The sequence below is a fragment of the Testudinibacter sp. P80/BLE/0925 genome (assembly GCF_053570785.1).
In genome coordinates this window covers 2,641,842-2,655,175 of sequence record NZ_CM131636.1, presented here as the reverse complement: position 1 = coordinate 2,655,175, position 13,334 = coordinate 2,641,842, and the positions used below count along the sequence as shown (strand labels likewise).

Here is a 13,334-nt window from a genome sequence, read left to right as displayed (position 1 = left end):
TCAATTTAGGCTCACACTCACTATAATTTCTATTACTGAATATCAAGAATTGGTAAGGAGAATATAATGAGAAGTGAGTTTTATACCAATAAAAATACGGAAAATTCAACACTGCCTTATATTTTCAAACCTTATACGGATAGTGAAATTAAAGCTATTGCTTTGGGCTATACTGAAATTCAGGATGAGAGAGCTTTTAATGGTCGCTATTTTATAAAAGATGGGAAAAAATGGATTCATAATATTGAAGCATTACGGAGAAAATTAAATAAAGACTATGTTCGTTATATTGATGACGATGAATTATCTGTATCAGCACCGGAAGGATTTGGTTATGGCGTAGAAGCCTATTATTTGTATAACAGCCATTCAGATAATTGGTTGAGCAAGAATAAACAGTGGAATAAATTGTTAAATACTTGCAATGTTAGCAGGCGATTCAATTAGAAGTATTACTGCAAGCATTTTAAATTAGTATTAATTTCATCATATTTCCAAGCAAGAGCTTAATTTAGATGAATGTTTTTTAAAATTAGTAGGAATGAAACCTTGTGGTTGCATTTCTTGTTAAACGAACGAAGGAATATTGATGGATAGCACGCGTTCTTTTTATTTAATCGCTTATGATATTACAGAAAGCAAACGGCTGCGTTGTGTGCATAAGAAAATTGAAAGCTATGCGGTAAGTGGGCAAAAATCATTTTATGACTGCTGGTTGACAAAACATGAATTATTGAAGCTCAAGTCAGATCTACTAGATTCTATTGATACAGAACAGGATCGACTTTATATTTTTCAACTATATGACAATTGTGAAAGACAATTTTTTGGCAAAGCAAAACAGCAATCAACAGAGCCTTTTTTATGGGTTTAAGGAGCTATGATGTCTAGTCTTTATATTGATCGCAAAGGAACGGAATTAAAACTACAAAATGAAGCTTTGATTTGTTATGAAAATGATGAACGTATTGGTACGATTCCACTAGCCCCAATTGAACGTATTTATATTAAAGGCGATGTGAAATTACAGGCGTCATTGCTTGCAAAATTAGGCGAAAAAAATATTGGCATTATCTGTCTTTCAGGTAGAAAAAATAGCCCAACGTTATTTATGTCTCGACCACATAACGATGCAGCTCGACGTTTAGCTCAATATGCCCTTGCAAGTGATGAATCTTTCTGCTTAACGTTTGCCAAAAAACTTGTTTTGTTGAAATTAGTTACACAAAAAAATTGGATGTGGCAAGCTAGTCATAAACGAATGGATAAAAAATGTTTGCTTTCGGCTCGTGCTGAAGAATTAGATAATTTAATTCAGCGTGTATTTCAGCAATCGACAGTCGCTTCCTTACGGGGAATTGAAGGGCGGGCGGCTGCTGTTTATTTCACCGCATTAAGTATTTATTTACCGTCACATTTAAAATTTGCCGGTAGAAATCGTCGCCCGCCACGTGATCCATTTAATGCCGTTTTATCATTAGCTTATACGCTCTTACATGGCGAAGCTGTGTTGGCTGCTTATGGAGCTGGGCTCGATCCCTATATTGGATTTTTTCACGGATTAGATTTTGGACGCGAGTCATTAGCTTGTGACTTAATCGAGCCATTGCGCCCTTTAGTTGATAATTGGCTGCTTGGTTGTTTTCGTGACCGCATTTTACGTGAAGAATATTTTAGTACCACAAATGAAGGGTGTCTGTTGGGTAAAACAGGACGGGTTCAATTTTATTCTGCCTATGAAAAAGCGGTTATGCTTTGGCGGAAAATGTTGACTGAAAACTGCCGGGCTTTAGCATTGGTGTTAAAGCAAAGTAGTTTAAACATGCTCTTGCCTCAACGACGTAGTAGTGAAACATCCCAACAATTATTGCAACAAAATTGGGAGACCGCACTTGCACCTTACTTTTTTAATCAACGCACTATGTTAGAAAATGTTGAATTTTGTTTTTAATAGGGAGGAGTTGATATGTATTTATTAGGTTATGATGTGAGTGATCCAAAGCGTTTGCAACGAGCATATAAGAAATTATGCCACTATGCGACACCGATTCAGTACAGTATTTTCTTGTTTGAAGGTAACAAGAAACAGCTACAAACTTGTATTGATGAAGTATTAGCACTTATAAATAAAAAAGAAGATGATTTTCGAGTGTACCAGCTTCCAACACAAGGAATTCAATGGCGCTTGGGGAAATCCTTTATGCCAGAGGGAATTTATTGGACAGGATTACCCGCTGGACTCACTTGAGTGATACCGTTATAATATCAACCTGTTGGATCACCAATGAGCGTTGACGGATTATAAATTGACTATTATTTCATCAAAACTTGAACCAGCTCTTTATGGTTCTTTAAAAATTGGGAAATATCAATATAACATATTGATTAAAAAGTTTTTTATTAATGTCTGCTATTCAAATATAAGCCCTGACTAAAAAGGGATTAAGACGCTTCTGACTCGGTGAACCAATGCGACCCTAATTCAAATATAAGCCCTGACTAAAAAGGGATTAAGACCAAAATCCTCCGTATCTTTATAACGGCGACTGTAATATTCAAATATAAGCCCTGACTAAAAAGGGATTAAGACCAAGTCAAAGATTGTCACCAACGCCCTGTAAAAAATTCAAATATAAGCCCTGACTAAAAAGGGATTAAGACGCACTGATGAATTGTTCCCGTGTCGGGTTCATGTATTCAAATATAAGCCCTGACTAAAAAGGGATTAAGACACGACTTCTCCGCCCGCTTGCAGTACCCGTCGGAATTCAAATATAAGCCCTGACTAAAAAGGGATTAAGACAAGTTAAAGGTGTTAGATGTAGGCGAGGAGAATTGGATTCAAATATAAGCCCTGACTAAAAAGGGATTAAGACACACCTTGCTCCCACCAAGGCACAGTGTTATCTGTATTCAAATATAAGCCCTGACTAAAAAGGGATTAAGACAGAACGAGTTGATAATATCTGTGAACTCGGTCAATTCAAATATAAGCCCTGACTAAAAAGGGATTAAGACCCATTGTAATCTACACAGATGCTAAGCATGCTTGAATTCAAATATAAGCCCTGACTAAAAAGGGATTAAGACCTCACAAAGAGGGCAAACTAAACAAAAAGGAGTTGATTCAAATATAAGCCCTGACTAAAAAGGGATTAAGACAGTTCGGATTGAATGGTTTCATGGTTAAATTCTCTATTCAAATATAAGCCCTGACTAAAAAGGGATTAAGTTCTTTGAACGAAGATGTTTCTAACGGAACCAACAATTCAAATAAATTAAGCTTTGATTAGATGGTGCTGACTTAAAGATAATTATAAATAAATAGAATATTAAATAAGCATTATATATATTTATTAAGTTGTATTGACAAACCATCCGTTTCCCCTAAAATAGCGGCTTGAACAGCTGTTTAATTTATCAACACTGTTTTATTGCTAAAAGGAAATATGAGTATGAAGAAGAAAAAACAAGCGCAACCGCATGAAAGTGCGGTGAATAACTTTGTGGCGAAGAATATGGCGAAGTTCACCCGTCATCAGATTCACGAAAAAAGCTACAAAGCGATGAGAAAGCTGAATAAACAAAACCTGAAAAGAGAAAACCTCGATTCAGGTTTTGGCTTTTTAGGCGTGGCGTAATTCCGTTTTTCCTCGTTTTTCTGTTTGAACGCACTTTTTTACCGCACTTTTCTTTTTCCGACTAAAAACACATCGCGGCTCCGGCGGGTTTTTGCTACCATACTGACGAAAAGCCAAACGCAAAATTTTTCGGTTTTTCCAATTTATTATTGTCTCTTTTTTGATTCTTTTTTGATTCTTTTTTATTGATAACTGGAACTTACTATGCAAAATCAATGCTTACTGCAACGTTTTTTTAAACTGCAACAGCACGGCACAACGGTGAAAACCGAAATTATCGCCGGGATCACCACGTTTTTGACGATGGTGTATATCGTGTTTGTCAATCCGTCGATTCTGGGTGTCGCCGGAATGGACAGCCAAAGCGTGTTTATCACCACCGCACTGATTGCGGCGTTCGGCAGTATTTTTATGGGCTTATTCGCCAATTTACCGGTCGCCCTTGCGCCGGCAATGGGCTTGAACGCGTTTTTTGCTTATACCGTGGTGTCGAAACTCGGTCTGTCTTGGCAGGTGGGCATGGGCACGATTTTTTGGGGCGCAGTCGGGCTGTTTTTGCTCACATTGTTCCAAGTGCGGTATTGGTTGATTGCCAGCATTCCGACCGGTTTGCGTGTCGGCATTACCGCCGGGATCGGGCTGTTTATCGCCTTAATGGGTTTCCAAAATTCCGGTATCGTGGTGGCAAGCCCGGCAACCTTAGTGACCTTGGGCAATCTGTATTCTTCACAAGTGTTATTGGCGATTTTGGGCTTCTTTATTATCGTGATTTTGGCGTCGCGTAATATCCATGCCGCGGTGCTGGTGTCGATTGCGGTGGTGACCGCACTTTCGTTGTTATTGGGCAATGTAGAATACCAAGGCATTTTCTCAATGCCGCCGAGCGTGTCGAATGTGGTCGGGCAGGTTGATTTAGCCGGTGCCTTGGATATCGGTTTATTGGGAATCGTGTTTTCATTTATGCTAGTCAACCTGTTCGATTCATCGGGTACGTTATTGGGCGTGACCGAAAAAGCCGGTTTAGCCGACGACAAAGGGCGTTTCCCGAAAATGAAACAAGCGTTGTTTGTCGATAGTATCAGCTCGGTAACCGGGGCGTATATCGGCACATCATCGGTGACGGCGTATATCGAAAGCAGCTCCGGCGTGTCTGTCGGCGGGCGCACCGGCTTAACCGCAATCGTGACCGGGATTTTATTCCTGTTAGTGATCTTCCTGTCGCCATTAGCGGCGTTAGTGCCGTTGTATGCCACCGCCGGGGCGTTGATTTATGTGGGGATTTTGATGTCTTCCAGCCTGATTAAAGTGCGTTGGGACGATTTGACCGAAGCCACGCCGGCGTTTATTACCGCGGCGTTAATGCCGTTTACTTATTCCATCACCGAAGGGATTGCGTTTGGCTTTATCAGCTATTGCGTGATGAAATTATTCACCGGCAAAGCCTCACAAATCTCGATTCCGGTGTGGGTGGTGTCGATTCTGTTCTTGGTGAAAATCATCTTTATTGATAAAGGGATTATGCACTGATTTAATAACACCAGAATGGATATGCACAACCATTTTTGATGATTAAAGTAGGGGCGGATGATATCGCCCACTGACGGGATACGCTATTTTGCCAGCTAGAAGCAGAATAAAGTGCGGTCGGGCGGATATATCATCCGCCCCTACAATAGCGCTAACCTTTGGTTAATTATTCAACGCTGGCGGTGGAATATCCATTGATATTTAAAGGGAACACCGCGCCCATGCAAAAACTCAATCCGATTACTCACCCTCTCAACAGCGTTTCCCTGATTGAAGCCTCTGCTGGCACAGGCAAAACCTACACCATGGTCGCTTTGTATTTGCGCTTATTGCTCAATGCCGGTGAAAACGGCTTAAGCCGTGCCTTAACGGTGGAGCAGATTTTGGTGATGACCTTCACCGAAGCGGCAACGCAAGAGCTGAAAGATCGGATTCGCACTCGGATCGTGGAAGTCAAAGGCTTGTTTAACCAAGTCTTGCAGCAGCAATTAGCCGAACCGCCAAGCCAAGATCCGTTTATTTTAGACCTGTTCCACGCGGTCAAAGCCGATTTGCCAAGTGCGGTGTTGCGCTTGGAACTGGCGCAGCAGGATATGGATACCGCCGCGATTTTCACCATTCACGGTTTCTGTTACCGTATGCTAATGCGCTATGCCTTTGATTCCGGCGTGCATTTTAATTTGGAATTGCAAACGCAAGATGATGATTTGCTGTTGCGCTTTTGCCGAGAGTATTGGCGTGAACAGTTTTATTCGCAAAATTTGGCGATCAGCCGTTTTATCGCGACGCATTTAAAGTCGCCGGAGGAGGTATTAAAACGGATTAAAGCCGATCTCAGCGGCGAAATGCCACAAGTGCGGTCGGATTTTACGCAGGGCGATTTAAACGCTTTTTTGCAACACCATTTGATGGCACATCTTGCTCAAATTGCGCGCTTTAAAGCAGATTGGTTGGCGCAACACGCGGATATTCAAGCCTTAATTTTACAAGCCATGCAACAAAAGCAACTGGACGGACGCAGTTATCAAACGCGCTATATTGAGCCGGCGTTTGAGGCGATCGCACAATGGGCGAACGGTTCAGACAGCAGTTTGCATGAAAAACTCATTCACTATTTTTCACAACAAAAACTGGATCAAAAAAGCAAAGGCGCAGCAGAAATCTCGCACGACCTGTTTCAGCAAGTGGATCAACTGGCGGCAACAGACGAGGCGTTTTTCGCAAAAATGCTGCTTTGGCACTATATCCACGGCGTGCGCGCTAAGATCGCCGCTCACAAGGCGAGCCATAAAGAAATGGGCTTCGGCGATCTGTTGCAACGGCTGAAAACCGCACTTTATGCCGAAAACGGACAGAGTTTGGCGCAGTTGATCCGCCAACAGTTTCCGTTCGCGATGATTGATGAATTTCAAGATACCGATTTAGAGCAGTATCAGATTTTCAAACGGCTGTATCTCGATCAGGCGGACAGTCGTGACAGCGGCATGATTATGATCGGCGATCCGAAACAGTCGATTTATGCTTTCCGTAATGCCGATATTTTCACCTATCTCACCGCTGCCGAACAGGCGCAGCAACGCTTCACCCTTGATACCAATTGGCGTTCCACTCCGCAATTAATTGCCGCCGTGAACAAACTGTTCGCTCATGCCGCAACGCCGTTTATCTATCCTCAAATCCAATTCCAAGCGGTCAATGCCGGTAAAAGTGCGGTGCAATTACATTTGAACGGCGTTCAGCAAAAACCGCTGAATGTTATGTTGAGTGAAGACGATAAGTCCGATATGGCAACGGCGTGCGCCGCCTCGATTCAACAATGGCTGAAAGGCATTGAACAGGGTGAAGTGCGGTTTAGCGATCCGAATTTGACATTAGCGGCAAAGGATTTGGCGGTGCTGGTGCGCAATGTTAATGAGGCGAAACAGGTTAAACAAGCGTTGGCAAATCTCGGCATTCAAAGCGTTTACCTGTCGGATCGTAGCTCGGTGTTAGAAAGCGATTGGGCGCAGGCGATCAGCTATCTGCTGGCGGCGTGTCTGAATCCGCAGCAGGAAAGCACGCTGATGAAAGTGTTGGCGAGCCGCTTGTTCCAATTTAATGCACAGCAGTTAAGCCAATTGCGCCAAGACGAACGGGCGTGGGAGCGTTGGATTCGCGATTTTAGTTATTATCAACGTTTGTGGCAGACGCAGGGCGTGTTGCCGATGATTCATCGCCTGTTGCAACAACAAAAGCTGGTGGCGAAACTGTTGGCAATGCCCGACGGCGAGCGAGCCATCACCGATATTCTGCATTTGGCGGAATTTTTACAACAAGGCGCGAGCCTGAACGAGAACGAACACGCCTTGTTGAGTTGGTTTGAAACGATGATCAACAACCACGATCCCGAAGCGGACGAAGTGCGGTTGCGTTTGGAAAGCGAGCGCAATTTAGTCAAGATCGTCACCATTCATAAATCCAAAGGCTTGGAATATGGCGTGGTGTGGCTGCCGTTTCTCGGCAGTGGTTTTGCCAAGAAAAAAGGCGAATCTCAGCGGCTGCAACGCTATCACGACGGGCAAAATCAACTTTGTTACGATTTGGACGACAGCCACCAACAAGAAAATCTGCAAGAGCGGTTGGCGGAAGAGCTGCGCCTATTATACGTCGCCTTAACCCGCGCCCGTTATCAGTTAAATATCGGTTTCCCTACGAAATTAAATACAAAATCCAATTGGAATGCGCTGGCGTATTTGTTGTCGGATAACGCAATGTTGTTACAAGCGAAAAATAATCTTGAATGGAACACCGCTGCGCAACTCAGCCGTTATTTAGCGGACGACGATTACAGCCTGACCGCACTTTCCGATCTGCAAGCCGATGATTGGCGTGCTGCGGTTGCGCAAGCCGAAACCTTAGAGGCAGCGAATTTTGACGGGCAGATTGAACAAAACTGGACGGTCGGCAGTTTTACCGCCCTTGCCGCCATGCAGCAGCGTAATCAGCAACGCAGGCAAAACCGTCAGCAGCCAAGCGAAAACAGCTTAAAAAGCGAACATTATCACGATAGCGGCGCGGATTATGACAGTGAACATCTGGATTTCAGTTTATGGCTTAATCAGCCGTCGGCGCAGATTGAGCTGAAACAGTGGCAAGGGCAAATACATAATCCGTTTACTTTGCCGCAAGGGGCGAAGGTCGGGAATGTGCTGCACCATTGGCTGCAATATGCCGATTTTAGCCAAGCTCCGTCGGCGGAGGCGCTCCCCGATTTGTGCCGACAGTTGAATTTAGCGGCGGACGAATGGCTTGCGCCGTTACAATACTGGTTACAACAACTGTACCAAACCCCGTTTTTGACAACAGCGCCTTTTGGGAAAACAAAAGTGCGGTTGGCGGATTTGCCTGCTCAGGATTGCCTCAAGGAAATGGCATTTATGATCAGCATGGACGCGCCGCTGAATGTGCCGCAGTTAAACCGTTTATTGCGACAATATCACCCGTTGGCGGCACAACAAGCGCCGTTGCAACTGGATCAAATTCAAGGCATGTTGCGCGGTTTTATTGATTTGGTCTGCCGTGTGAGCGGCAAATATTATCTGATCGACTATAAATCCAATTATTTGGGCGAGGGCTATCAAGCCTATCAGTCGGCGCAACTTGCCAATGTGATCGCCTATCAACGTTATGATTTGCAATATTTGATTTATACCTTGGCACTGCACCGCTATTTGCAACAGCGCGATCCGCACTATGATTATCAGCGTGATTTCGGCGGCGTGTATTATCTGTTTTTACGCGGCATGGACGGCGTAAGCAGCGATAGCGGCGTGTATTTTGATAAACCGGATTGGTCGTTAATCGACGGACTGGATAAACTTTTGGTGGGGGCAGTATGATCACGATTTTGGCGCAACTTAAACAAAACGGCTTGATTAGCCCGCTCGATTACCAGTTCGCCCGTTTAATCGACAATAAACAACAAACCTATGCCTATCCGCAACCGATTGCCAATTTAGCGGTGTTATTGGCGGCGTTATCCAGCTATGCCGCGCAAAACGGCAGCACTTGCCTTGATCCGCAAGATTTCGCTCACGGCGATTTTTTTGATCTCGCCATGCAGCCGGAACAGCGGGCGCACTTATTGCAACTTCGCGGCTTGCTCGGCGATCTTGCGCCGTCAGACTGGCAGCACGTATTACAAGGACATATTGCGTTTTGCGATTCAAACAACGCACAATCTGCGCCGTTACGTTGGGAGAACGGTTTGTTGTATTTGCAACGTAATTGGCGGGACGAACAGCAGATTGTACAGCGTTTATCGCAGCGCGTGGCAATGCATGCCCAATCCCTTGCGCCGCAACAATTAGCCGCGTTTTTAAATTTGTTGTTTACATCTGAAAATGATGAAATCGACTGGCAAAAAATCGCGGTGGCGACCGCACTTCGCCAGCCGTTCAGCCTGATTTCCGGCGGACCGGGCACCGGCAAAACCCGCACCGTGTGCAGTTTATTAGTCGCTTTGCAATGGCAGCGGCAACAATTAGGATTACCGCCGTTGAACATTGCCCTGAGCGCGCCGACCGGCAAAGCGGCGGCACGCTTGAGCGAATCGATTAACCATGCGTTGCAGGCTATGCCAAGTGCGGTTTCCGCCGAATTAAAACGGCAAGTTCCAACGCAAGCGCAAACTCTGCACCGCTTGCTCGGCATGACGCCACGCGCCCCGAACGGACGTTATCAGCCGGACAAACCGTTAGCGCTGGATCTGCTGTTGGTCGATGAAGCCTCGATGGTCGATCTCAATTTGTTTGCGATCTTATTAAATGCGCTGTCGCCGCATACCCGTCTGGTGTTATTGGGCGATAAGGATCAGCTCAGCTCGGTGGAAGCGGGGGCAGTGATGGCGGAATTGTGCCGCTTTTTGCAACAAGGCTACAGCGCAGCACATTGTGATTATCTGTGGTTGGCGACCGGGCAGCGGCTAGAGCCGCAAGTGAACGGCAATCCGATTCGCGATGGGCTGAGCTTTTTGCGCAAAAGCTACCGTTTCCGCGCCGATTCGGGGATTAAAGCCTTAGCCGAAGGCGTAAATCAAGGGCGTGCGCAGAGTTGGGCGGATTTTGCCAATTATACTGATCTGACCTGCTTTGATTATAATCTCGTGCTGCCAAGCTCGGATCATTTACAAGACAATATCTCTCTAGCAAGAAACCGCACTTTAACTGCCGTCAATCTGATTTTGCAGCAAGCAGCAGCGTGGTACGACGACTATTTGCGGCAAGTGCAGACACTGGACGAATTCACCCCCGAAAAAATCGAGGCGGTTTTCAGCGCATTTAATCAAGTGCGCTTGCTCAGTGGCTTGCGCCAAGGGGATTTAGGCGTGGAACAACTCAATCTGGCAATCAGCGAACGGCTGCGGCAACAGGGCAAATTACAGTTCCGCCACGCCCATGAATGGTATCACGGCAAGCCGATTATGGTATCTCACAATGATACCGCCGTGGAGTTATATAACGGCGACATCGGTCTGTTTTTAACCGATAAACACGGCAACAGCCGGGTGTGGTTTGAAAATGGTGAGGGGCAATATCGCGATATTTCCCCAAGCCGCGTACCGCCCCATGAAACCGCCTTTGTGATGACGGTGCACAAATCGCAAGGCTCGGAATTCGCCCATACCGCACTTGTGCTGCCGTTGACGATGAACCCGATTTTAAGCCGCGAACTGATCTACACCGCCGTCACCCGCGCCAAATCGCACTTCACCCTGTTCGGCACGCAACGCATTTGGCAAAGTGCGGTACAGCAACCGATACGGCGCAGGAGCGGGTTGTATTTGGGATTGGAGCAAAAGAGAGAGTTGTAGGAAATAAACCGAGGACTTTACCGCACTTTTGTTTTCCGACAGCGACCTGCGGTCGCAATCGGTTAAGCAGCCTGCGGCTGAGTCAGCCCCTCTGGGGCTGTCAGAGAAACTGCTCATCTGCGCCTAACCGATTGCGGTGAAATGGCTGTCGGGGATTGGTATTTCTCACATACAAAAATCTTCATTTTTTGTGCATATTAAAATAACGTGCACAAGAAATCGGGTTTTGTTGTGCACGTTGTGATAATTTACATAAAAAAATGATGGCGAAAGTCTGTGACTGGTAGATACATAAAGTACTGCTTGAATAAAAATCAAATCAACTCATTTGATATTTTTTCAGCAACATCTGACAATACTCCGGCACAATTTCACTTGCCAAGCCGTAGCGGCTTTGTTGGAAAGCGGTTTTGCCTTTGCTGGGTTCGAGGTTGAGTTCGACGGTGGTGGCGTTAGCGAAGTTGGCTTCCTCGACAAAACCGGCGGCGGGGTAAACATTGCCGCTGGTGCCGATCGAGAGAAAATAGTCGCATTGGTGCAGCGCGCTGTAGATCCGTTCCATTTCAAACGGCATTTCACCGAACCAGACGATATGCGGGCGCAAGCCGCCACCGCACGTTGCGCAATGATCACTTGCGGTTATGTCATTATGCCATTCATAGACCGCCGCACAATGCACACAGCGTACTTTTAACAATTCGCCGTGCAGATGAATCAGGTTTTTGCTACCGGCGCGTTCGTGTAAATTGTCCACATTTTGCGTGATAATTAATACATTTTTACCGAATTTCCGTTCTAATTCGGCAAGGGCGTAATGCGCCGGATTGGGCTGAATGTCGGGCTGTTGTAGTTGTCGGCGGCGTTGGTTATAAAAACGTTGCACCAACTCGGGATTACGGCGAAAACCTTCCGGCGTGGCGACATCTTCAATTCGGTGATCTTCCCACAGTCCATCGCTGGCGCGGAAGGTGCGAATGCCCGATTCGGCGGAAATGCCCGCCCCGGTCAGCACCACAATTTTGGGCGAGTTGTTCGCAGAGAAAGTGCGGTCGGTCATGCTGTTGTCCTTGTCTATTTTTGCTCACGCAACTGGCGCAAAATCCCTTTCATGCCGCTGTCCAATTCTGCGCTCAGGCGTAGGGTTTCGCCGCTTTTCGGGTGTTCAAAGCGAATGGCGTAGGCGTGCAGAAACAGGCGGTTTAAGCCGAGAGCCTGCATTTTTTGATCGAAATCCTGATCGCCGTATTTGCTGTCGAGGGCAATCGGGTGCCCGGCATATTGGGTATGCACCCGAATTTGGTGGGTGCGTCCGGTGATAGGCATGGCTTTAATCAAGGTGGCTTGTTCGCCGTAGCGTTCTTCCACGCTGAAACGGGTTTCCGACGGTTTGCCTTGCTCGCTGACGCGCACAATCCGCTCGCCGCTTGCCAATTCGTTTTTATTCAACGGCGCATTAATCGCCTTGCAATGGGATTGCCACTGTCCGCGCACCAACGCCAGATACTCTTTTTGAATGGTTTTATTGCGCAGTTGTTCGTGCAGATTGCGCAATGCCGAGCGTTTTTTGGCGACCAATAAAATGCCGGAGGTATCGCGATCCAAACGATGAACCAATTCCAAAAAACGGGCTTCCGGGCGCAGGCTGCGCAAGGCTTCGATCACGCCGAAACTCAAACCGCTGCCGCCGTGCACCGCCAAACCGGACGGTTTGTTCAATACCAACAACACCTCGTCTTCAAACAGGATTTGTTGTTCCAGTTGCGCCACTTGCTGCAATTTATTGGAAATCGGCGCTTGTTCTTTGCTCGAGGTTTTCACCGGCGGAATGCGCACAATATCATTGGCTTGCAGTTTATATTCCGCTTTGACCCGCCCTTTGTTCACCCGCACTTCGCCCTTGCGGATAATGCGGTAAATCAGGCTTTTCGGCACGCCTTTCAGTTGGCTTAACAAATAGTTGTCAATCCGCTGTCCGGCTTGATCGGCGTTAATGTTTTGGAGGCGAACGCTGTGGTGAATTTCGTCTTGTGCTTTCATTGTCTTATGGCTGGTTGAGGAGATTTACCGCATATTATAAAGAAAAGTCGCAAGAAAAGCGATTTCGGCGCAAATTTCTCTTATCTTGCCTTGCCAAGTGTGGGGGTAAAATGAAATAATGACTCGTTTTATTATGTCTAACAAAATAGATTTAAAAAGAATTTGCCGCTTGGCGGCATTTAACCGAGCGTTGCCCCGAGCTACTGCCGAAGGCGACAAGTTGAGCGCAACAATTAGTGTAAGACGTTCTCGGGTCTCGGTTTAATTAGGGATAATTT

The 13,334-nt window shown here is 46.0% G+C and carries 10 protein-coding genes and 1 CRISPR repeat array; of the genes, 8 read left to right on the top strand and 2 right to left on the bottom strand.

Annotated elements, in window-relative coordinates; translation table 11 throughout:
* The first annotated feature begins 66 nt into the window (after positions 1 to 66).
* From ACWA5Z_RS12805 to recD, 8 genes are all read left to right on the top strand, one after another.
* A complete protein-coding gene (locus tag ACWA5Z_RS12805) occupies positions 67 to 447 on the top strand; it encodes a hypothetical protein (RefSeq protein WP_431052967.1) in 381 nt (126 codons plus the stop codon).
* A gap of 142 nt (positions 448 to 589) precedes the next feature.
* Positions 590 to 874 carry a CRISPR-associated endonuclease Cas2 gene (gene cas2 / locus ACWA5Z_RS12800; RefSeq protein WP_431052965.1) on the top strand — a complete coding sequence of 95 codons (285 nt, stop codon included), beginning with the start codon at positions 590 to 592 and terminating at the stop codon, positions 872 to 874.
* A gap of 6 nt (positions 875 to 880) precedes the next feature.
* Positions 881 to 1,951 (top strand): CRISPR-associated endonuclease Cas1, encoded by a 1,071-nt coding sequence (gene cas1 / locus ACWA5Z_RS12795; protein ID WP_431052963.1) that lies wholly within the window; start codon positions 881 to 883, stop codon positions 1,949 to 1,951.
* Positions 1,952 to 1,966: 15 nt separating this feature from the next.
* Entirely contained in the window at positions 1,967 to 2,248 is a 282-nt protein-coding gene (gene cas2 / locus ACWA5Z_RS12790; protein ID WP_431052961.1) for a CRISPR-associated endonuclease Cas2, read from the top strand.
* Between the two features lie 164 nt (positions 2,249 to 2,412).
* A CRISPR array of direct repeats spans positions 2,413 to 3,234; the repeat unit is 37 nt; unit sequence ATTCAAATATAAGCCCTGACTAAAAAGGGATTAAGAC.
* A 221-nt stretch (positions 3,235 to 3,455) separates the two neighbouring features.
* Complete coding sequence (locus tag ACWA5Z_RS12785; protein ID WP_431052959.1) at positions 3,456 to 3,641, top strand: hypothetical protein; 186 nt, start codon at positions 3,456 to 3,458, stop codon at positions 3,639 to 3,641.
* A gap of 204 nt (positions 3,642 to 3,845) precedes the next feature.
* A complete protein-coding gene (locus ACWA5Z_RS12780; protein WP_431052957.1) occupies positions 3,846 to 5,168 on the top strand; it encodes an NCS2 family permease in 1,323 nt (440 codons plus the stop codon).
* Positions 5,169 to 5,389: 221 nt separating this feature from the next.
* Positions 5,390 to 9,046: an exodeoxyribonuclease V subunit beta gene (gene recB, locus ACWA5Z_RS12775; RefSeq protein WP_431052955.1), complete on the top strand. Its 3,657-nt coding sequence runs from the start codon at positions 5,390 to 5,392 to the stop codon at positions 9,044 to 9,046.
* Positions 9,043 to 11,019 carry an exodeoxyribonuclease V subunit alpha gene (recD, locus tag ACWA5Z_RS12770; RefSeq protein ID WP_431052953.1) on the top strand — a complete coding sequence of 659 codons (1,977 nt, stop codon included), beginning with the start codon at positions 9,043 to 9,045 and terminating at the stop codon, positions 11,017 to 11,019. Before recB ends, recD begins: the two co-directional genes overlap by 4 nt.
* Before the next feature lie 319 nt (positions 11,020 to 11,338).
* On the opposite strand, the gene cobB is transcribed toward recD, so the two are convergent.
* Together cobB and rluC are read right to left on the bottom strand one after the other, a co-directional pair.
* On the bottom strand, positions 11,339 to 12,076 hold the full coding sequence (gene cobB / locus ACWA5Z_RS12765) for a Sir2 family NAD+-dependent deacetylase (protein WP_431052951.1): 738 nt from the start codon (positions 12,074 to 12,076) through the stop codon (positions 11,339 to 11,341).
* A 14-nt stretch (positions 12,077 to 12,090) separates the two neighbouring features.
* Positions 12,091 to 13,056 carry a 23S rRNA pseudouridine(955/2504/2580) synthase RluC gene (gene rluC, locus ACWA5Z_RS12760; protein ID WP_431052949.1) on the bottom strand — a complete coding sequence of 322 codons (966 nt, stop codon included), beginning with the start codon at positions 13,054 to 13,056 and terminating at the stop codon, positions 12,091 to 12,093.
* Between the last annotated feature and the right edge of the window lie 278 nt (positions 13,057 to 13,334).

What these genes read in the sequence shown, in the direction of transcription:
- ACWA5Z_RS12805 (WP_431052967.1), top strand. Translation starts at nt 67, where the DNA reads ATGAGAAGTGAGTTTTATACCAATAAAAATACGGAAAATTCAACACTG.
- cas2 (WP_431052965.1), top strand. Translation starts at nt 590, where the DNA reads ATGGATAGCACGCGTTCTTTTTATTTAATCGCTTATGATATTACAGAA.
- cas1 (WP_431052963.1), top strand. Translation starts at nt 881, where the DNA reads ATGATGTCTAGTCTTTATATTGATCGCAAAGGAACGGAATTAAAACTA.
- cas2 (WP_431052961.1), top strand. Translation starts at nt 1,967, where the DNA reads ATGTATTTATTAGGTTATGATGTGAGTGATCCAAAGCGTTTGCAACGA.
- ACWA5Z_RS12785 (WP_431052959.1), top strand. Translation starts at nt 3,456, where the DNA reads ATGAAGAAGAAAAAACAAGCGCAACCGCATGAAAGTGCGGTGAATAAC.
- ACWA5Z_RS12780 (WP_431052957.1), top strand. Translation starts at nt 3,846, where the DNA reads ATGCAAAATCAATGCTTACTGCAACGTTTTTTTAAACTGCAACAGCAC.
- recB (WP_431052955.1), top strand. Translation starts at nt 5,390, where the DNA reads ATGCAAAAACTCAATCCGATTACTCACCCTCTCAACAGCGTTTCCCTG.
- recD (WP_431052953.1), top strand. Translation starts at nt 9,043, where the DNA reads ATGATCACGATTTTGGCGCAACTTAAACAAAACGGCTTGATTAGCCCG.
- cobB (WP_431052951.1), bottom strand. Translation starts at nt 12,076, where the DNA reads ATGACCGACCGCACTTTCTCTGCGAACAACTCGCCCAAAATTGTGGTG.
- rluC (WP_431052949.1), bottom strand. Translation starts at nt 13,056, where the DNA reads ATGAAAGCACAAGACGAAATTCACCACAGCGTTCGCCTCCAAAACATT.